Raw genomic sequence first — 22,375 nt, 5'->3', positions numbered from 1 at the left:
GTAAAATATCAATTTTAGCATAACTTAATACCTATTAAGTATTATAAGTATGGAACTTAGACATTTGTTGTATTTTAAAACCGTGGCAGAAGAACTTCACTTTACCAAGGCAGCAACCAAACTTTTTATCTCTCAACCTCCTTTGAGCAGGCAGATTAAAGAACTTGAAGAAGAACTTGGTGTACAGTTGTTTGTTCGGAGTAATAAGCGGGTTGCATTAACAGATGCCGGAAAGTACTTTAAGGCTGAAGTAGATGCTGTGTTTGCCAAACTGGAAGAAAGTAAAAGATTTGTTCGTAAAATTCATGAAGGCGTTAGCGGCGAATTAAAGATTGGTTATATCAGCTCCGTTTACCAATCGCACCTGGCAGAAATTTTAAAATTGATGCACCGGGAATTCCCCTATCTGAAAACGAGTTTGTTCGAAGTACCTACGCTGGCCCAAATTAAGTCGCTCGAACATGGCGGCTTAGATGTGGGGATTTTAAGAGCCCCGGTTTTATCTGAAAAATTGAAAGTAGAATCTTTATTTTTTGATCCCTTTGTGGTGGTTATCCCTTTAACAGATCAAAAAATTGATGATCAGCACAGACTTTCGGATTTTTTGAAGAAGAGTCCGTTTATATTCTTTAATAAAGATTTTGCACCCCAGTATAACCAGAAACTTATAGAAATTTGCCAGCGGATGGGCTTTAGTCCAGACATTACCCACGAGGCCAACAATGTACACTCCATATTACAATTGGTAGAAGCGGGCTTGGGGGTGTCTATTTTGCCATTATCATTAAAAGAGCAATACGCACAGTTGAAAGTTTCATTTATTGAATTTGATGCCATTCCTATTAATACAGAGGTGGTGTTGGCTTATAAAGAATCGAATAAAAACCCTGCATTAACCTGGTTTATTAAACACTATACCCAGTTAAAAATTAATTGATAATTCAAATGTTAAACGGATATCTCCTGTTTAAGCGATTCTTTTTAATTGAGTAAATTCCTGTGTTTTTAGCTATCAGTGGCTTTTCATTTTTAATGTACGTTACTTGGCAATGCCTGCCACATTACAAATACATTATTATGATTGCAAAAAAGATAAAACATAAATAAATAATACCCAGATTTGTGATCTAAAATGTTCCAATGCAGATACTCGTTATTGAAGACGAACTTCGGGTTGCAGAAATGATCCAAAAAGGGCTAACTGAACTTGGTTTTCAGGTTACATTGGCCTATGATGGAGAAATGGGAAAAAAAATGGCTTTATTTAAGCCATTTGATCTGATTTTGCTGGATTTGGTTCTGCCAAAAATTAATGGGATTGATTTATGTAATGAGATTAGGCGCAATTTACCCCATATCCCGATTATTATGCTTACTGCCTTGGGCACAACCGACGATAAAATTGAAGGCTTTGATGCAGGGGCTAATGATTATCTGGTAAAACCTTTCGATTTCAGGGAGCTTCATGCCCGGATCCGCGCGCTGATTAACAGAACCCAAGGCCTAAACAACGGTTTTAAACAGGGTTTTATACTTCGTTTTGCCGACCTGGAGATGAACCTTGAAACGAAAATCGTAAAACGCAATCATGAACAGGTAAACCTCACACCAAAAGAATTCCGTTTATTGGAATATATGATGAGCAACTCAGAAAGGGTTTTATCCAGAACCGAAATTGCAGAAAAGGTTTGGGATACTTTTGATTCGGGTACCAATTTTATTGATGTGTATATCAATTACCTCAGGAAGAAGATAGATAAGGACCATGCCGTGAAACTGATCCATACCAAACCTGGAATGGGCTTTATATTTAAAGAAGGTTAAACACATAATTGATGCCTGAAAATGAAAATAAGGATAAAACTCTTATTGTTGTTTTTTACGCTTTTTGCTTCGTTGCTTCTGGCCTTTGCCATCTTTGTTTACATTTACAGTGCTAAGACTAGAAAAGATCAGTATTACAAGCAGTTAAAAAAAGAAGCCGTTATGAAAGCTAACCTGCTTTTTGACGCAAAAGTTCCTGCCCAGGTATTGCAGCTCATTTATAAAAGTGCCCCTAATTCGCTTTTTGAAGAAGAAGTGGCCATTTACGATACCTCATTTAACCTGCTTTACCATGATGCGGTGCAGATAGACAAGGTTAAAGAGACCAAAAAAATGATCGATAAGATTGTGCAGCAAAAAGAAATTACCTTCGAGCAGGGTTCATTACAGGTAGTGGGGTTACTCTACCAGCACCACCAAAAAAACTATGTAATTACTGCTGCGGCAAACGATCAATATGGTTTAAGCCGCTTGCAGGAACTTAAATACGCTTTAATAGTTTCTTTCATTATCATTATTAGTTTAACAATAGTAGCTGGCTATTATTTTGTGGGAAGTGCATTAAAGCCTGTAACCGGAATTATAGGGGAGGTGGCTAAAATTACGGCCACAAATTTGCACAACCGGGTTCAGGTTAAAAACGAAAAAGATGAGATCGGCGAACTGGCCGGTACCTTTAACCATATGCTCGATCGCCTGGCACAATCATTTGATGGGCAAAAAAGTTTTGTGAGCAATATCTCGCACGAACTCCGTACGCCTTTATCTACCATCGTTGGCGAGCTGCAGTTGGCGTTGATTAAAGAACGTACTACAAAAGAATATCAGGAAATCATTAAGCTTGCTTTGAGCGATGCACAGGGACTGGTGCGGCTCTCCAACGGTTTGCTTGATCTGGCCAAAGCCAGTTACGATCAGCATACCATCAGCATGAAAACACAGCGTGCTGATGAATTATTGATGGACGCCCGCGAGGCGGTGCTTAAAATCGATCAGGCTTATAAAGTGGATATTCAGTTTACCCGTGAAATTGAAAAAGATGGCGATGTTCTGGTTAACGGGAACGAGTATTTGCTTCAGATAGCCTTTATTAACCTAATGGAAAATGCCTGCAAATTTTCATCTAATCACCAATGTGCGGTAGAAATTGATTTTGGTACTGATATGATCAGGTTAAGCTTTGCCGATACCGGGATTGGAATTCCACCTGAAGATATCCACCATATTTTTACTCCATTCTACAGGGGCAATAACAAAACGTTTACAACAGGAAATGGAATAGGTTTATCGCTTACCCAAAAAATCATTTCCATGCATCATGGTACGATACAAATTCGTTCTGTAATAAATGAGGGGAGCATTTTCAGTGTAGAAATTCCACATGTTTAGTTATCCGGTGCGATAGAAAAGTAATTATTCCTTCCTTTAGAATTTTATCATCCTAAGCGAAGGATCTCTTTATTATCTGTATTTCCGGTTCATCATTTACTGATGCTAATAGAACTGTCCTCTGGGCTGTGATGCGTTAAACTATCCTTGCAGAATCCAATAAAAAGAGTCGTGCTTGCGGGAAGTACGACGAAGCAACCCTACTACTATAGGGCATAGCAATCGTTGTAAGATTATTCATTTAGCGGTTGCTTTTAAAGGCATTCATGAGCTCACTTCGTTCGGTTATCTTCGTATCTCGCAATTGACTACTTTTCGCGGTCTATCACTACTGCAAAAGATCTATTTACTATTTACTTTTCAGGTGCATTTCTTGCAGATCCTTCGCTACACTCAGAATAACAAAACCTTTCTAATAAATTTCTAATAAATTTCTGTTTCTCCTCTAACAGTGCCTTTAAAAGCCATGTTTTACTTTTGCAGCACAATTAAAAAACAAAGAAAATATATGGACGCTGGCCCCTATTTAAATACCGTAACTATCCACATTTTAACCGCCCTGCAGGTATAAGTTTCTTTTATGCCTGGTAAGGGCATAATTAGAAATTTATGACTTTTTTTGACTTCTCGATCAGGCTGATAATAGCCTTTATTTTAGGTGCTGCCATTGGCACCGAACGGCAATGGCGGCAACGTATGGCAGGTTTACGCACCAATATGTTGGTTTGTATCGGCGCCTGTATGTTTGTTACCCTGGGTGTAAAAGAAGGTGGCGATGCTGCTGGCAGGGTAATCTCTTATGTAGTAAGCGGCATTGGATTTTTAGGTGCAGGGGTGATTATGAAAGATGGCCTCCATGTACGCGGCTTAAATACTGCAGCAACCTTATGGTGCTCAGCAGCAGTAGGTGCATCCTGCGGTACCGGCTTTATCATGGAAGCTGGTTTTTTTACCACATTGATTATTCTTACACACATGATCATGCGCCCGCTTGGTGTAAAACTAAGCCGTCTCCCACTCAAAAACACACACGTACCCGTACCATATGTACTGATTATTAAATGCCGGCAGGATGTAGAAAACCATTTAAGGGTATTGCTATTGCAGTTTACCGGTAATGACAGTAAACTTTTGTTGCGCTCGTTAAAAAGTACCGATGATGTAAACCCTTCGATTGCCATTATTACCGCCGAAATATTTGCCAACAGCAATGAAGATGCACTAATGGAAAAGATCGCGGGCCGCTTAACAATCGAACAGCAGGTATCAGAAATCAGCTGGAACAAGGCCGGTGATGAAAATGACCTGTAAATAATCGCCTTCGTCAAATAATCACATAGATATGAAACTAAAAAACAACCCTCATTTTGCATCAATTATTTTGGCTGGTATCGTGGCCATATTTGTATCCTGCAAACAACAGCCATCCGTGCAAGCCTCTATAGGCATCAGTGAAAAAGATAACTTGGTTATTGTTCCGGATCACGATCCGATAAAAGCAAGGTTAAAAGAAAGCCTGGTAGACACGATTTCTTATTCTCAGCAGGTGGTTACCGCCGGAACAGTAAAAGCAATCCCTACCCAATACGCCGAAATTGCCCCACCGTTTCAAGGGCGCGTAACCCGGTCGTTTCTAAAACCCGGAATGAAAACAACAGCCGAGACACCTTTGTTTGAGATCAGTTCGCCTGATTTTATTACGGCACAAAAGGTTTTCTTTCAGGAGAAGTCGCAGATGCAACAGGCCGAACGTGTTTTAAAACGTCAAAAGGATTTAATGGCCCATGGTGTGGGTATCCAGAAGGAGCTCGAAGAGGCCCAAACAGCTTTTGATGTGGAGAAAAAGGAATACGAAAATGCTTTAATCGGCATTAAGATTTTTAAAGCAGATCCCGAAAAATTATCATTAGGACAGCCATTAACAGTTTATTCGCCCATTAAAGGCGAAGTAATAGAAAATAAGGTGGTTTTGGGCCAGTTTATCAAAGATGATGCGGCCAGCGTGGCTACTATAGCCAACCTATCGAAGGTATGGGTTGTTGGGCAGGTAAAAGAAAAAGACATTCAATATATCCACGAAAACGGCGCTTGTGAAATTGAAATTGCCGCAATACCCGGTAAAAAATTAAAGGCAAAGATATACCGGATTGCCCCTATGGTTGATGAAGAAACCAGAAGCATTGCAGTATTTATAGAATGTGAAAACGAACATCTGCTGTTAAAACCGGGCATGTATGTTAATGTAGATTTTTTAGCTCCGCCGGGTGCCGTAATTGCTATCCCAAGCAAAGCATTATTACAGATGAACGGAGCTAGTTTTGTCTTTGTAATTGATGCAGATGGTAAATACGAGCGGCGAAAAGTGGAGACCGGTGCCAGTACGGCAAATTTGGTAATCATTAAATCGGGACTTAAAAAGGGCGAAAAAATCGTATCAGCAGGCGGCTTCTATTTATTGCAGGCCAAGCCATAATATTTCAATTTATTTATAATGAAACAACTTATTTTTACCGCAATTAAGAAGCGCTGGCTTTTTGTAGCCTTATTTATCCTTCTGGGTGTATTTGGTTATTATTCGTGGAAACAACTGGCTATTGAAGCTTATCCGGATATTGCCGATGTAACCTCGCAGGTGGTTACGCAGGTGCCTGGTTTAGCTGCTGAAGAAGTAGAGCAACAAATTACTATTCCCATCGAGCGGGCATTAAACGGTTTACCTGGCATGCATGTGATGCGTAGCAGGAGTCTTTTCGGGCTTTCGCTTGTAACAATGGTTTTTGATGACGGGGTAGATGATTACTGGGCCCGTCAGCGTATTCAGGAGAGGTTATCTGGTGTAAGCCTGCCATTTGGTGCAGCTCCAGGACTAGATCCGCTTACTTCGCCAACTGGCGAAATTTACCGCTACATTATCGAAAGTAAAAACCGCGACCTCAGAGCACTCACCGATCTGCAAAACTGGGTAATTATCCCCAAAATAAAGCAGGTTCAGGGCGTGGCAGATGTAACTAATTTCGGTGGGATCACTACGCAATACCAGGTAGAGATCGATCCGGATAAACTAACGCAGTACCAGGTTGCGCTAACAGATGTGCAAACAGCCATTAGCAGTAATAATGCAAATGCCGGCGGTAGCATTTTAAACAGGGGAGAGCAGGGTTACGTAATCAGGGGAATCGGTTTGGTAAAAGATTTACCTGCGCTGGGCGATGTGGTGGTAAAGTCGGTTAAAGGTGTGCCGGTTTTTGTAAAAGACCTTGGCGAACTAAAATATGGCACACTGGAACGTAAAGGGATATTAGGCTATACTGATCGTAAAGTAAATTACGATGATGGTATTGAAGGTATTGTGGTGATGTTAAAAGGCCAAAATCCATCGGCTGTACTTACCGGTATACATAAAGCGGTTGATGAGCTGAATAAAAATATTCTACCTGAAGGGGTGCGTATACGCCCTTATCTCGACAGGACTAACCTTGTAAATACTACACTTAATACCGTTTCGCATACACTTTTAGAGGGATGGGGCTGGTTATTGTAGTACTTATTATCTTTTTAGGAAGCTGGCGGGGCGCATTAATTGTGGCCATTACGGTGCCTGTATCGCTGCTTATTGCTTTTATATTAATGCATTTTACCAAAATTCCGGCTAATCTCCTTTCTTTGGGGGCTATAGATTTTGGGATTATTGTTGATGGTGCAATTGTGATGCTCGAAACCATTCTCAAAAAAAGGGAAGAAAATCCTGATGAGCCGTTTGAAGAGGTTTCGATTGGTAAAAGGGCACTGGCCGTAGCTAAACCTATCTTGTTTTCCACTATCATCATCATAACGGCCTATCTTCCCTTATTTTCTTTTGAGCGTGTAGAAAAGAAACTTTTTACCCCAATGGCGTTTACAGTAGGTTATGCTTTGCTGGGGGCTTTGGCCGTTGCATTATTGCTTATTCCTGGACTGGCTTATGTGATATATAAAAAACCTGGCAAAATTTACCACAACAAATGGCTTGAAAAACTTTCGTTCTGGTATGAGCAGCGTGTAGCTAAAATACTCGCGAAGCCAAAAAAAATATTTTTGCCCCTGGTAATTATACTGGTGGGGCAGTGCTATTCTCGGCAACAGTTGGCAAGGATTTTCTTCCGCCATTGGATGAAGGATCAATTTGGTTACAGGTATCGCTCCCTCCCGGTGTTACACTTGAAAAATCGAAAGAAATGAGCAATGCGTTAAGGCAAGCTACATTAAAACATCCAGAAATTACCTATGTAAATGTACAGGCAGGGCGTAATGATGAGGGTACCGATTATTTTACCCCCTCGCACTTTGAAGTTTCTGTTGGTTTAAAACCCTATGCCGAGTGGAAGCATGGATATAGCAAAGCCGATCTGATAGAAGAACTTGCTAAAGAATATGCTACTTTGCCCGGTTATTCAATTGCCTTTACCCAACCTATGATTGATGGGGTGATGGATAAAATAGCTGGTGCCCATAGCGAACTGGTAGTAAAGGTTTTTGGCGAAGATTTTAAAGAAACCAGACGCATTACCGAGCAGGTAGTGCACACCTTACAGCAGGTAAAAGGAGCGGTAGATATTGCCATTGATCAGGAACCGCCATTGCCTCAATTGCAGATCAGGATAAACCGCGATGCGGTAGCGAGGTATGGCTTAAACATGAACGATGTGGCCCAATTGGTAGAGGTTGCCATTGGAGGTAAGGCGATATCGCAGGTATTTGCCGGTGATCGGGTTTATGATGTAATATGTCGGTATAAGGAAACCAGTAGAGATACGCCTGATAAAATTGCCAACCTGATGTTACATGCTTCAACCGGCGCATTGATACCGCTATCGCAGGTTGCTGATATTAAAACCGACCTGGGCGAAAGTTCCATTTCAAGGGAAATGAACCGGAGGCAACTCACGGTAAGGCTAAATTTAAGGGGAACTGATCTGAGTACTTTCCTTAAAGCCGCGCAGTCTAAAATTAACAAAGATGTAAAATATGATACCGAAAAATATAACATTGAGTGGGGCGGCCAGTTCGAAAACCAAAACCGTGCTTATGCAAAATTAGCACTGGTTGTACCCCTGGCATTGGCTATTATGTTTCTGCTGTTATATGGTGCCTTTGGCAAATTCAGGCAGGCGGGCCTAATTTTAGGCGTTGTACCATTGGCACTTTTTGGCGGAATGCTGGCCCTTAACCTAAGGGGCATGACGTTAAACGTATCATCGGCAGTTGGTTTTATTGCACTCTTTGGAGTTGCTATCCAAAACGGCGTTATTTTGGTTTCGCACATCAACGATCTCCGTAAGGCAGGTTATCAATTGCTCCAGGCCGTGATTTTAGGTGCTAAAGACCGCTTCAGGCCGGTATTAATGACGGCCAGCGTTGCGGCACTCGGCCTTTTGCCAGCCTCCCTGGCTACAGGCATTGGCTCTGATGTACAACGCCCTTTAGCCACGGTAATTGTGTATGGCCTGTTTGCAGCCACTGCACTTACCCTTTTTGTACTGCCAGCCCTTTATTATCTATCAGAAAGTAAATGGGGTAAAAACGATTTTAATCCACCCATCAATCTATAATCATGAATTTAAAATATTTAATTCCAGTGCTTTCCGTGCTGAGTTTAACACGGGTATATGCACAAAAAAACACTTTACCCGCTGTATCCGAAATGTCGATGCAACAGTATTTGAATCTGGTTGGCCGAGAGAATATTGGTTATGCCGCCCAGAAATATGATGTAAGTATTGCCGAAGCAGGCATAGAAAGTGCGCGGGTTTTTCCAGATCCCGAGTTTTCTACAGGAGTATTTGATAATCAGCAGAAAAAGTTAAAATTGGGGCAGGGTGTAAGCTTTGGTTTATCTACCACACTTGAATTAGGTGGTAAGAGAACGGCCCGGATTGCACTCGCAAAAAGTGAAACCGAGTTAAATAAGGCTGTACTGCTCGATTATTTACGCAATTTACGTGCTGATGCAGCCATCGCTTATTACAATGCCGTTGAACAGCAGTATTTGCTGCGGTTGCAGCAACAATCTTATCTCATTGTGAAACAGATTGCCGATGCGGATTCTATCCGTTATCAACTTGGTTCCATTTCTCAAACCGATGCCAGGCAATCTAAGTTAGAGGCTAACAACCTGCTCAGCGGTATTGATCAGTATGAGGCTAACTGGCAAAATGCACGTCTGGTAATGGGTACCTTTGCTGGCAAGAAAAACCCCGATACGCTGATCTGTCCTGCGGCAAATTTTGAAAATTTAACGCGTACTTTAAATTTGGAATCGCTAATAGAACAGGCCCAGCATTTGCGTGCTGATGCTATTGCGGCAACAAATAGTAAAACGGTGGCTGATAAGGGGCTTGCGCTGGTAAAGGCAAACCGGGTAACTGATTTAGGGATCAATGCAGGTTTACAGTTTAATGGTGTTTCAATAAATGAAATAGCGCCCACACCTTATCACAAAACTGTTAATGTAGGCATTAGCTTTCCTTTGAAGTTTTCAAACCGGTACAAAGGCGATCTCAAAGCTGCCCGTTTCACCATTCAGCAGGCTGGATTAAGATATGAAAGCGTTTTGCAGCAAATCAGATCAGAAGTGGCACAAGCCTATTTTAGTTATCTGGCTGCTCAAAAGCAGGTTGTGCGATACCAAAATGGTTTATTAAGTGAAGGGAAAAAAGTATTGGATGCCAAAATATACAGTTATAAAAGAGGCGAAACTTCTTTGCTTGAGGTGCTGATTGCGCGGAGAATCTATAGCGATACACAGCAGGCTTATTATAGTGCACAGGCAAACTATGCAAGGGCCTGGGTAGAGTTGGAGCGAGCTGCCGGAATTTGGGATATTTGATCGTATCTTTTTATTGGGATGCTATCAGGTTTACAAACAGTGTAGGTGTACCTTGCAGCCCCCTAAAAAATGAATGGCTGTTTTAGCCATTTAGCCCAGGCTGTGGTGTTATCCAATTCATTAAGTTGGGCGTTTTTAATCCTTTTTATCTGTGGTTAAGTTACATCTACTTTTGTCGGGGGCTTAACTTAATGACATTGGGCAGAAGTGTAAAAGCGGAACACGAGGAAAATTGCCTACAAGCCAAGTAGGCATTGTTTTTTAAAAACGGTGGGTAGCATAAAATATGGTCTGTAAAATAGTTTGATGTAAAATATACCCGAAAAATGTAGTTGATTACAGATTTTCTACCATATCATTTATGATTTTCACCTCTTTTAAACTTGTAAAAGCACAAATTTGCCACAACCAACATCAAAGCCTATGTTAAGGCTTAACACAAAATGAATTATACTAACTTACCTAAACGATGAAGAAATTATTGTGCGCCATATGTTTTCTGGCTACAACAGTAATTGCTCATGCACAACAGGCAGCTGATGAGAAAAAAGAAATGAAAACCTTGCTCGACAAGCAGTTTGCATTTGCTCAGAAACAATATCAATTACTGGCCAAAAACACACCGGCAGACCGCATGCCGAAAACCTATTATTCAAAAAATAATAAACTGGAAACGAGCGATACTAAATGGTGGTGCAGTGGTTTTTACCCAGGTTCGCTACTCTATATTTACGAATATACCAAGGACTCCAGTACCTTAAAAGAAGCAGAAAAACGCCTGGCTATACTAGAGCAGGAGAAACATTATACCGGAAACCACGATTTAGGTTTTATGATGTTCTGTAGTTTTGGCAATGCCTACCGCATTACAGGTAATAAACTATATAAGCCAACTATCGATACCGCTGCAGCCTCGTTGGCCACACGCTACCGTCCGGCTGCTAAAGTAATCCAATCGTGGAATAGTAGTAAACAGTGGAAAGGCCCTGTTATTATTGATAATATGATGAACCTGGAGTTACTGGCATGGGTATCAGATCATGGTGGTGATCCAAAATACAAGAAAATTGCCATTAATCATGCCGATACTTCGCTTAAAAACCATTTCAGATCAAATTATAGCTCTTACCATGTAGTAGATTACGATATGACTACAGGCAAAGTACTTAAAAGAGGTACTGCTCAAGGCGCATTCGACGAATCGGCCTGGAGCCGTGGCCAGGGCTGGGGATTATACGGTTATACCATGATGTACCGTTTTACCAAAAACAAACAATATCTAAATCAGGCAAAAAACATCGCTAAATTTATCATTAATCATCCGAATATGCCTGCCGATCAGGTTCCATACTGGGATTTTAACGCACCTAATATTCCAGATACTTACCGTGATGCATCCGCCGCTGCGGTTATTGCCTCTGCTTTGTTGGAATTAGGGCAGTACGCAACAAAAAGCGAGCGAAAATTATATGTAGGTGAAGCAAAGAAAATGATCGTTTCACTTTCATCTGAATCATATACTGCAAAGCCGGGCGAAAACGGCGGGTTTTTGCTCATGCACAGCACAGGGGCTTTACCCTTGAAATCAGAAGTCGACGTTCCATTGAGTTACGCCGATTATTACTATCTAGAGGCGTTAATGCGCTATAAAAACTGGTATTTATAAAACACAAGAATGGAAAGAAGAAAATTTATAGGAGCGTTGTCATTAACTGGTGTATTTGGGTTATTTAATCCTAAAGAAGTTTTATCAGCAACAAAAATTAAGAGCAATACAGGCACTGCGCCAAAAAACGACAGAGAATATTGGTATAAATTGCTATATAAAATTGCCAGCCCCGTGGTTTCCAATTTAGCCAATGGAACGCTCATTAAAAATATGCCAGTGGTTACGGCGCCTAAATTCGACTCCAGAACACCCGCTGTATCGTATTTAGAAGCCGTTGGCCGTACCTATGCTGGCATTGCACCCTGGCTTTCGTTACCTGATGATACAACAACTGAAGGCATTTTAAGAAACAAGCTGAAATTACAGGCCATTCAGGGGTTGGATAGCTGTTTCGCGGTAAACAGTCCTGATAAATTAAATTTTACTAAAGACTATCAGCCTATTGTTGATTCAGCCTACCTCGCACAAACTTTTTTAAGGGCCCCTAAAGCTTTGTGGGAACCTTTAAAGCCAGAAACAAAACGCGAAATTATTGCTTCCTTTAAATCATTAAGAAACAGAAAACCCTTTAAAAATAACTGGTTGTTATTTGGTTCTATTACCGAGGCCTTTTTATTATCGATTGGCGAACAACATGATGAAAGCCGCCTAAATGAGGGTGTAGATACATTAAATGCCTGGTATAAAGGAGATGGTTGGTATGGCGATGGCGTTAATATGGCTTTTGATTATTATAACTCTTTTGTAATCCACCCGATGATGGTAGATACACTTGCCGTGATGCTGGATAAAAAGCTGATTAAAAAAGAACGGTATGATCTGGCTGTAAAAAGGATGCAGCGTTATGTAGTAGGGCAAGAGCGCATGATTTCTCCTGAAGGAACCTACCCACCAATTGGACGTTCAATTACCTACAGAACAGGTGCTTTCCAGGCTTTAAGCCAAATCGCCCTCATGCATAAATTACCAACTACTATCCAGCCGGCTCAGGTACGTTCTGCCTTAACTAAGGTTAAACAGAATATATATGAAATACCTGGAACTTTCGATGAAAAAGGGTGGTTGCAGCTTGGTTTTTGTGGCCACGATCCTGAAATAGCAGATTATTATACCTCTACAGGCAGTTTGTATATGGCAACGCTATCGTTCCTTCCTTTGGGTTTACCCGCTACCGACGAATTTTGGGCCGCACCTTCGGCAGAATGGACATCGAAAAAAGCCTGGGCAGCAAAACCCTTTGCTAAAGATTATCATGTAGATTTTTAGTGACTTTCAATTCAAATCAAAAAAGCCAGTAGTTAGGCGTAACTACTGGCATAATACATTAAGCTTAGCTTTAGTCAAGTTCGGGCCATTCTGAAGGTAACTTTCCGAAAAATTTCTTGAATTCCTTACTGAAGTATCGGCTATCTAAAAAGCCTACCATATAAGAAACTTGATAAACCGTATAAAGTTTGGTTTCCAAAAGCTCTGCTGCCTTTTTTAGTCGCAACCCTTTTATAAAATCGTTCACTGAAGAACCGGTAACCGATTTCACTTTTTTGTACAGGATTGGCGTACTCATGTTCATCAGTTTAGCCAGTTCGTTAACACCAAACTCAGGGTTCTCTATAGAAACCGCTATGTTTTCGATTAATTGGTTCATAAATTTCTGACTTTCCGCCCCGAGTTTGGTTTGGATTAACTGGTTAAAGATGTCAATCGGTGCCGAATTTTTGTTCAATAGCTGGCTAACATGCACATGTATGTTCTGTATGGCTACAATAAGGTTGTTTACCTGCAACAGCAAAGCCTGTGGGGTAAATGGTTTGGTAAGGTAAACATCAGCACCGTGGGATAAGCCGGCAATTACATCTTCGGTCTGTGTTTTTGCTGTTAACAATATAAAAGGAATATGGTTTGTAGCTACGTTGGATTTGATTAGGTCACAAAAATCAAACCCCGACATTTCTGGCATCGTAACATCACTGATGATCAGATCTGGAATATGCCGTTTTGCCTGTTCCCATGCCTGTTTGCCATTTCTGCTGATTATTACATGATAATAAGGGTTAAGGATATCATCCAATAAGGTAGCCAGTTCAAGGTTATCCTCAGCCAATAAAATGGTTGGTTTCTGGCTTTCATCAGCCAGTGTTAGGGGCAATAACTGTTCATAATGTACTTGTTCGGTCTCATGATCAGGAAAAGTATTGTCTGCGTAGTAAACTTCTTGCCAATCGTACGTTTCTTTTTGCCTTTTTGGTAAGGAAATCGTAAAGCAAGTATGCCCGGGTTCGTTCATAGTCTCCAGCCGGCTTGTTACCGTAATAGTACCCTGATGAAGCTCAACAATAGCCCTAGATAAGGCCAGGCCGATACCATAACCTGTATTTTGAAAACCATGGTCTGCAACCTGATAATAATTTTCAAATAATTTGTCTAAATGCGAATGCGAAATCCCCCTTCCGTTATCTTCAATCCTGATCGTCACATTGCCCTCGGTTTGGCTAATCTTGAGTTCAACCAGGCCACCATTCTGTGTAAACTTATAGGCATTGGCCAATAGGTTAATAATGGCTTTTTTTAATTGGAAGGCATCGCACAACAAAAAGGCTGATTTTTGATGTTCACTTTCGAATACGGTAGTAATCTGTTTTCGCTCAGCTGTTCCTGCAAACATCTGCAGGCAATCTTCCAATATTGGCAGCAAATCCTGTACATTTTCAGATAGTGTTAGATGCTTGTCCTCGGTTTTTCTAAAATCAAGCAGTTCGTTAACGAGCGTGAGTAACCGTCTGGCATTGCCGGCAACCCCTAATATTTTATCTTTTTGTTTCTTATTCAAATGTTCATCCGAAACGAGCTGCTCTATCGGTGGAGAAATAAGGCTCAGATGTGTTCTGATCTCGTGAGATACATTGGTGAAAAAATTGATCTTATATTGGTGAAGTTCGTCTTCTCTTTTTAAGAGTGTGCGTAATACAAAATAACGGCTGATGAAGAAAATAATGCTGATTAGCATAAAACCATATAGGGTATATGCCCACCATGTTGCCCAAAATGGAGGCAATATCTTAATGATTAAATGAATGGGGGCATCCAGTTGGGGCTGCCGTTATTGCCACTTACCATTAAGGTATAATTGCCGGGAGCAAGGTTGTTAAATGTTACTTCTGCTAGATTAGTTGTTGTCCATCCCTTGCTTAATCCCTGAAGCGTATACCGGAATGTATTTTTTCTGGGTTTAATAAAATCCAACAGGGCAAATTCGAAGGTTAACGAGTTCTGGTTATGGCTAAGTTCGACCCTATCCGTATAGGTGATGGATTTGCGCAGTACCGAACTGTCAATCTCTACAGGTACATCGAAAATTCGCATACCTGTAATTACTATACTCGATTTTGAGGTATTGTTCCTGATCTGTTCCGGATCAAAATAGATCAATCCATCCAGTGTTCCAAAAAACAGGTTATTGCCACTTTGATATTTAGCATTGATATTAAAGTTCGTGCTCACCAGTCCATCTGCTTTGGTATATTGTGTAACGATTTTCTTTTGTGGTGTAACCTTGAGCAATCCACTATCGCTGGCCAGCCAGATATGGTTTTGTCTATCAAAAGCTATACTTACTATTGAGCGTTTGCTGATCAGACTATTCAAACGATATGGAATAAACTGCCTACGCTTTTCATTAAACTCAGCTATGCCATGGCTTTCCAAACCTAAATAAACGATTCCTTGGTGTTCAGAAATGGTATGTACAGCATACTTTAAATGATAGGTGCTGATGATGTTACCTTCAACTTTCATTACCTTGGTTTCGTTGGCAAACCATAACCTTTTTTTGGTATCCTGAAAGGCAACACCGGCTATAAAAGATTTTAACGCTTTTTCCTGCATCAATCCATCCGCTTTCAAACCGGTTCCGGTACGTTTATACACCTTTAAGCCATCGCTCGAGGTCATCCACAGCCGGTTCTGGTTATCTTCTATAATTGAGTTCACCTCTGTAATACGGTCACTTTCAGTTGAGCGATGTTCGATCGTATTAGTGTTGGCATTAAATACATCTAAAGTGCCCGAAAAAGTTCCAATCCATAAATTCCCATCCTTATCTTTAAACAGGGTTTTAATGAAATTTGAACTGATTGATTTATGATTACCCGGTTGGTTTTTTAAATAAGAGACTTCTTTGGTAACCTGGTTAAAAATATTTATTCCTCCGCCTTCGGTGCCAATCCAAAGCTCCTTTTGATTACGGTTGCACATGCTGCTCACCACCCGATGATTAAGGTTTAAAGAAGTTGGACCAATAGCTAGATGGTGGAAAGGGGTAAGGATTGGCTTTATTAAGTCCAAACCGCTGTAGTAAGTCCCAATCCAAATGGTTCCCGAATGCTGTTGAAACACACTATGTACAGAACTGTTGCGCAGGGTCTCTTCATTGCCCAGCTTGCTGTTCAGCTCAATCATGCCCAGTGTATTAATATCGAAAAAAAACAGTCCGTCTGCAGTGGCAACGCTAATTTTATGGTCTAGTAAACTGATGATCGAGCGGATCTTGTGTGTGGCTCCACCTGGCAACATAGGTTGTTTTTTTTCGCTGGCGAATCTCCCTTGTTCATAATCGCATAATAAAAGACCAGAGGAATAAGACCCAAACCAAAACCTTCCAATACTATCTATTTTAATTGAAGTAATTTTCTCCTTTTGCAAGAAAATGGGTAGTTCAGCAGCTGTTCTGGTCAGGGTAATCTTATTAGCTTTGGCTTTTATCTCAAAAAGCCCCCTATTTGTACCGCACCAGATTTTGCCATCGGGTGCTTGGCATACCGTATAACATAATATGTTTTCCCCGTCATCAAAAGTCTTAGGAGAGGCAATGATTTTATTTCCTGGAGTAATTAATACTATACCGGCTGTGGTGCTGGCCAAGATATTTCCAGAACGATCTGTTGTTACCTGTCTAACTTCGGGTTGCTTTTGGTAGGGAAGCTTGATCTGTCTGAATTTTTCGGTAAGTGGATCGAAGGTGATCAATCCTAATAAAGTACCCATCCACAACTTGTTCTGCTTGTCCCAAAACAAAGACCTGATCAAAGCATCAGATGAAGGTTTATTTGTACCACCCAGGATATTCTTAAAACTGCGCCACCTTAAGCCATCAAACCGGCTCAAACCACCTTCGGTGCCGAACCACATAAAGCCCTGCCGGTCTTGAGCAATAGAAAGTACACTGTTCTGAACAAGCCCGTCTTCTGTACTAAAATGCGTAGAAACAGCCAATTGGGCATTTACCTGTAAAGACCCACACAGTATTAAGCATATGATGCCTATCCAGCCGGATATACGGATGGCGCATTTTCTGTTTAAATTTAGATGGAGCAGGATGATCATTGTAACAAAGCTATGAGATATTTGGTTTTAATATTCATAATCGACTGGCGAAGTATTGAAAAAATCGTAGAATTTAAGATTTTCTGCCTATTTGTTTAAGATTTTCTCTTATTAATAATCAGTTAATTAAGGAAATTTACAAGCTAACCTAACCAAACAATTGATCAACAAGATCTATAACCAAATAAACCCATTAACTAGTTTTTTAAAATTATGCACATTAGAATGAGCATGTATTAAAATTAACCGGAGACAATCGAATGTATAAACCTAGACTATTACTTTTTCTAATCACCATTTTATTCAGTACAAAAACTGTTTACAGCCAGTCGGGCCCATTAACCAACTACACGGTAAAAGTAATGCCGATTAACTGGAGCAGTTTCCAAAAAAAAGCGCCTCATGATCAACTGGCAAAAGTTGTGCAAACAAGTCTGCTAAATGCCAATAAATTTGCGCTCACAACCTGGTATCGGGATATAAAAAAATACCAGCAAGATTCGAGCGGTTACCTCGATCTTAAAAGCAAATCAAAGGTTAACGAATACCGATACCGTTTTCCTGCGGCAATGTCGTTCGGTATTGCGATTGCCATCAAAACTGGGATATACGATTCTGCTATAACAGGAGTTTCTTTGGAAGAGGCTAAAAATAAAACAATCCAAATGGTAAGCGCTGTTGCCTACGATCATAAGGTGAACCAGAAACGCAAGGTATGGGGTGGCGATTGGCAGGCGGCCCACTGGGCTTATTATTCGGGATACGCGGCCTGGCTTTTATGGGATGATTTTTCCAAAAAAGATCAAACTTACATCACCCGGATGATTGTTTCGGAGGCAGACCGTTTTCTTAACTTAGTTCCACTTTATTATAAAGACAGTAGTGGGAAAGTATTATTTCCTGGCGATTCTAAAATTGAAGAAGATGCCTGGAATGCCGAGTTGTTATATTTAGCTGCAGTGATGTTGCCAAACCATCCGAATTCGGATAAATGGTTGCATAAGGCTGTCGAATATCTGATGGCCTCAACAGCCTTGCCTTCCGATCTGCATAATTCGCGCGTGATACACGGATATCCTGTTAATCACTGGGTGCAGGGCTCTAACATGGAAGAACCTGGTTTTGTGATCAATCATGGTATCATCCATCCGCAGTACAATGCAATTGCATCTATGATAAATGCGCCGATTGTATTTGCGCTGGCTGGAAAAAAAACACCAGAGTCAGCGCGCTTCAATCTTGATAAAATTTATTATTCGGTAACCGCGCATCAATTTTCATCACCACCCTATAAGGCACCGGGCGGTACCATGTATCGCGAAGGAACTGCTGATGTTTATTACCCAGAAGGATCAGACTGGGGACAAGGGGTTTACGATAACTATGCTAATCTCGATATTGCCGCATTTACTTATGGTTGGGATAATCTTGCCCAAAAGCATAAAGGAAAATACTGGGCTAAACTGCATATGGATAAGGTACTGGTTCAGCAAAAGCGTTTTGCGGATGGGCATACTTATGCAGGTGATCAGGAAAACAGCTATCCGGGTAGAGAAGAGGCCATTGCCAGCCGGATGGGATCCGCATGGATGACGATCTGGTTACAGGCGCAAGTACCTGTAGTTTATGAAAACAAACCCATTTCTGAAAATTAGGATTAAAGCCTGGGCGATGCCAGTACAGCAAAGATTTTGCGAACGGCTCATGCTATATCTATTCGGGATATTTTGCACCAGTTTGCTGATCTTAATTTCCTTATAGGATAGATCTGGTAAGTTGGATGGGCTTAATATAAACGAACCCGAGTAATTACCCAGGAAAGGCTATAATCATTGTGCAGCGCTCTTTTAAAAACAAAGCACAAACGTTTGCGTTTAATTCTCTATTTCAAATTTTGTTATAAAATGGTGATCACCAATAAACCCATATTAAATGGATTTCCAGTTTTTGTCTTACTATTTATTTCGATCATCTCCTATTTTTGTAATAATAAATTTACATATGTTGCCTATTTCTCAAATAATCAGGATAATTATGCGCTTAACCAGTGAATTTAACCATGTTAAATAGAATTTACTATTTTTCTATTTCTGCCGCTAACATTACCTCATTGTTTAAAAAATTTGGAGCAAATTCTGTAACATTATTGATAACATTAGCCCTGTTTAAACACAATTTTGCTGGCAATTTATTAGTAAACAAACGTTTGTGCTGTCTTTTTTATTTGACTTAAATCAAATGTGTTTAGTTTTGATAAAGGTCTCTAACTAAGAACTATACCAATCATCTTATAAGCATTTTACAACTAACCAAACCAACTAATTGGTTGCGATAACCAACTAAATCTACAAGCGAGTTTTTGCTGTATAATCTCTTGAAAGAAATATTATGTTGAACTCAAGAAGAATTACAGTATTACCCGAAATTGAGAATTTCATTTGCGATATGCCTTTCAAGAAAAGGTACTGGCAATGTAATGTCATAATAGAAAAACTGGCTAATACAAACCAGTGGTTAATAGTGGAAGAAATAATGGTTGTTTTTGGATTTAAGAGACTGATGATTTTAACTCATAACCAATAAATAACCGATGAACAAAATACTTTTCCTTTTAGTGCTGCTTGATTTAGTTGTTATACAAGTAGATGCACAGCAGGCAGGGAAAATAGATAATGGCACCAGATCTAACAATTTAATAGCAGCAGCCCCCTTTTTACGGATTACTCCGGGTGCCCGCATTGCAGGAATGGGAAATGCCGGGGTGGCGGTTGAGGCTGATGCCCATTCGGCGGCCATCAATGCCGCATCTATGGCCTATCTGCCCCAGGGATCAGCAGGAATAGGACTAACCTATACGCCATGGATGAGGAATCTGGTTCCAGATATGAATCTTTCTTATCTGAGCGGTTACAGCAAGTTGGATGAACGTAATACCATAGGGGCTTCTTTGAGATATTTTTCTCTGGGTACGGTTAATCTCACTGATGATAATTCGCAGGAGTTGGGAATGGCCCGCCCTTCTGAGTTTGCGGTTGATATAAGCTATGCGCGGAGTTTCGGAAAAGAATTTGCACTGGGCGGAAGTATCCGTTTTATCAATAGCAACCTGTTTACAGGGGCAACAAGTTCAGGCGTGCAGGCAGGGCCAGGAAGGGCCCTGGCAGCCGATATATCCGGAATCTACCGAACCGGAGTCATGTTGTTCGGAGGCCCTGCAGATTGGTCGATGGGGGTGAATATATCCAATATTGGGACAAAAATGAGCTATAGCAATACCGGGAAGCAATATTTTCTGCCTACCGAGCTCAAACTCGGATCTGCAGTTACTTTCATCGGAAATGAAAGCAAACTCACACTCGCTTTAGATCTGAATAAACTTCTTATACCTACGCAGCCCATTTATTCAGCTGATGGAAAGATTATCAGCGGAAAGAATCCCGATAGGTCTGTTCCGGCAGGAATTTTTGGGTCATTTAATGATGCACCCGGAGGCTTTAGTGAAGAAGCAAGGGAAATAGGTTTATCAACAGGACTCGAATTGCTATTTAAAGATATGATGGTATTTCGTGCAGGTTATAACTATCAGGATGCGCAGAAAGGTGATGGTAGTTATTTTACCCTCGGAGCGGGTTTTAGGCATCAAATCTACAGTATTGATATGTCTTACCTGGCTACTGCTGAAAGAAGCAATCCATTGGCCAATACGCTGCGGTTTGGCCTTGCGGTAAATTTTCTCCCGAAGAAAGGAAAATAACGGGAATAACAGGCATTTCCCGATCACGCGTTACTGCGGAAAAGATATGTCAGAATAGGAGGAGAGGGCTGAATAAAACTAAACCAACGGCTTCGATAACCAACAGCCTTTCCAGGCAAGCGGTTGAAAAGCAATATAATACAAATATTATTTAACTTAAACCCAGACTAAATGAAAAAACGATTACTCTCTTTTCTTGCTATGCTATTGCTTTGTGCAATTGCGAATGCCCAAAACCCGGTCACCATCACCGCAGCCGCTTCAAAACGGCCATCACAGCCTGGTGCCGAAATTTCCAAAGCCTACGATGGTAGTCTGACAACCATGTATCACTCTAACTGGTCTTTAAACGCAATGCCAGATACGGTTGACTTTTATTTTGTTGGTGTAAAAAGCATTAATAAGGTTGATTATACTCCAAGGCAATCGGGTCCAAATGGTATCTGGACTACTGTAGATGTTTATTATACTACGTCTGATGCACCTTCGGTTTTTGTAAGTAAGCAGAGCAATATCAGCTGGGCCCAAACCAATGCCGTAAAAACGATCGACATGACGGCAAACCCAATTGTAAAACCCTATATCGTGCGCTTTGTAATCAGGTCAGCAGGAGGCAATTTTTCGAGCTGCGCCGAAATCAATTTTAGCTCTGCAGAAACAGGTGCAGCTGTTCAGCCTTTAGATTGCGATAATCCGATAGCAGAAGATTTTTCGACTTATTCTGATGTTAAACTAGCCATTTCAAGCGCCAGTGTAAGTCCTGCAGCAAATGCGGGTGAAGATATTTCACGTACCTACGATAATAATACAGCTACATTATATCATTCTAACTATGCGGGTGGAGGATTCCCGATCAGTTTAACCTATAATTTTACCACCAATCCTACTATCGATTATATCAGTTACGTACCAAGGCAAGATGGTGGCTCAAATGGTATTTTTGGTACAGGCGAAATCTGGTATAAAACGACAACACAAACTACTTTAACCAAATTAATGAATTTTGATACGGGTTTTAGTACAGCCGCGTATCAGATCAGTTTCCCACAGCATTAACCAACGTTACCCAAATTGTAGTTAAGGTGCTTACGGGTAAAAATAATTTCGCCAGTTGTGCTGAAATGCAGTTCTATCAGAAAAACAGCGCCGGCAATTTATACACCAATATTTTTGCTGATGATCTGCATACCACGTTAAAACCTGGAATAACGCAGACTGATATTGATGCCATTGCTTCTCCATTTTTTAAATCTTTGGCACAATGTATTTTTAACAATAGCTACAATAGGAAATACCGTGTCCAAACCTATGATTTTTACCCAAACCGGGGACGGTAGAAAGCAGACTAAAAACAAACGGCTTAAACAGGGTTGAAAATCCAACTGGAATTGCTTTTAAGGCGAATACCAAAGCGGTTGTTTTTGTTGGCGATACCTATGGGGTAAATCCACAATTAATCATTAAAGATTTTGCGCTTGATTATAGTGCTACTACC

14 protein-coding genes and 1 pseudogene are annotated in these 22,375 nt (G+C 40.7%); 13 read left to right on the top strand and 2 right to left on the bottom strand.

Translation table 11 applies throughout. The features are described from left to right. Positions 1-49 precede the first annotated feature (49 nt). The 9 genes and pseudogenes from H9N25_RS13145 to H9N25_RS13105 all read left to right on the top strand — a co-directional run bounded on the left by H9N25_RS13145 (position 50) and on the right by H9N25_RS13105 (position 13,013). Positions 50-937: a LysR family transcriptional regulator gene (locus tag H9N25_RS13145; protein ID WP_190326184.1), complete on the top strand. Its 888-nt coding sequence runs from the start codon at positions 50-52 to the stop codon at positions 935-937. Between the two features lie 203 nt (positions 938-1,140). Beyond that, a complete protein-coding gene (locus H9N25_RS13140; protein ID WP_190326183.1) occupies positions 1,141-1,824 on the top strand; it encodes a response regulator transcription factor in 684 nt (227 codons plus the stop codon). A gap of 21 nt (positions 1,825-1,845) precedes the next feature. Further along, positions 1,846-3,213, top strand: coding sequence for a HAMP domain-containing sensor histidine kinase (locus H9N25_RS13135; protein WP_190326182.1), 1,368 nt, complete (start codon positions 1,846-1,848; stop codon positions 3,211-3,213). Positions 3,214-3,822: 609 nt separating this feature from the next. Further along, positions 3,823-4,524 carry an MgtC/SapB family protein gene (locus H9N25_RS13130; protein ID WP_167295199.1) on the top strand — a complete coding sequence of 234 codons (702 nt, stop codon included), beginning with the start codon at positions 3,823-3,825 and terminating at the stop codon, positions 4,522-4,524. Between the two features lie 31 nt (positions 4,525-4,555). Further along, the gene (locus tag H9N25_RS13125; protein WP_190326181.1) at positions 4,556-5,686 is read left to right on the top strand and encodes an efflux RND transporter periplasmic adaptor subunit; all 1,131 of its coding nucleotides are present in this window, start codon (positions 4,556-4,558) and stop codon (positions 5,684-5,686) included. A gap of 18 nt (positions 5,687-5,704) precedes the next feature. After that, positions 5,705-8,801 (top strand): annotated as a pseudogene (locus tag H9N25_RS25475) (efflux RND transporter permease subunit). 2 nt (positions 8,802-8,803) lie between these two features. After that, positions 8,804-10,078 carry a TolC family protein gene (locus H9N25_RS13115; RefSeq protein WP_190326180.1) on the top strand — a complete coding sequence of 425 codons (1,275 nt, stop codon included), beginning with the start codon at positions 8,804-8,806 and terminating at the stop codon, positions 10,076-10,078. Between the two features lie 469 nt (positions 10,079-10,547). Further along, positions 10,548-11,744, top strand: a complete 1,197-nt coding sequence (locus H9N25_RS13110; RefSeq protein ID WP_208398918.1) for a glycoside hydrolase family 88 protein — start codon at positions 10,548-10,550, stop codon at positions 11,742-11,744. 9 nt (positions 11,745-11,753) lie between these two features. Further along, on the top strand, positions 11,754-13,013 hold the full coding sequence (locus H9N25_RS13105) for a DUF2264 domain-containing protein (protein WP_190326179.1): 1,260 nt from the start codon (positions 11,754-11,756) through the stop codon (positions 13,011-13,013). A 70-nt stretch (positions 13,014-13,083) separates the two neighbouring features. Here the strand turns inward: H9N25_RS13105 and H9N25_RS13100 are convergent, their stop codons facing one another. After that, a complete protein-coding gene (locus tag H9N25_RS13100; RefSeq protein WP_190326178.1) occupies positions 13,084-14,799 on the bottom strand; it encodes an ATP-binding response regulator in 1,716 nt (571 codons plus the stop codon). 11 nt (positions 14,800-14,810) lie between these two features. After that, the gene (locus tag H9N25_RS13095; RefSeq protein ID WP_190326177.1) at positions 14,811-17,126 is read right to left on the bottom strand and encodes a ligand-binding sensor domain-containing protein; all 2,316 of its coding nucleotides are present in this window, start codon (positions 17,124-17,126) and stop codon (positions 14,811-14,813) included. 260 nt (positions 17,127-17,386) lie between these two features. Between H9N25_RS13095 and H9N25_RS13090 the strand changes: the two genes are divergently transcribed. From H9N25_RS13090 to H9N25_RS13075, 4 genes are all read left to right on the top strand, one after another. Beyond that, complete coding sequence (locus H9N25_RS13090) at positions 17,387-18,781, top strand: hypothetical protein (RefSeq protein WP_190326176.1); 1,395 nt, start codon at positions 17,387-17,389, stop codon at positions 18,779-18,781. A gap of 935 nt (positions 18,782-19,716) precedes the next feature. Beyond that, positions 19,717-20,880: a type IX secretion system outer membrane channel protein PorV gene (gene porV, locus H9N25_RS13085; RefSeq protein WP_190326175.1), complete on the top strand. Its 1,164-nt coding sequence runs from the start codon at positions 19,717-19,719 to the stop codon at positions 20,878-20,880. Positions 20,881-21,051: 171 nt separating this feature from the next. Further along, the gene (locus H9N25_RS13080) at positions 21,052-21,936 is read left to right on the top strand and encodes a discoidin domain-containing protein (RefSeq protein ID WP_190326174.1); all 885 of its coding nucleotides are present in this window, start codon (positions 21,052-21,054) and stop codon (positions 21,934-21,936) included. 26 nt (positions 21,937-21,962) lie between these two features. Next, positions 21,963-22,217 (top strand): hypothetical protein, encoded by a 255-nt coding sequence (locus H9N25_RS13075; RefSeq protein ID WP_190326173.1) that lies wholly within the window; start codon positions 21,963-21,965, stop codon positions 22,215-22,217. The last annotated feature ends 158 nt before the right edge of the window (positions 22,218-22,375 follow it).

Origin of the sequence: Pedobacter riviphilus, from assembly GCF_014692875.1 — a bacterium.
Lineage (GTDB): Bacteria > Bacteroidota > Bacteroidia > Sphingobacteriales > Sphingobacteriaceae > Pedobacter > Pedobacter riviphilus.
This window is presented reverse-complemented; position numbering and strand designations above follow the sequence as displayed.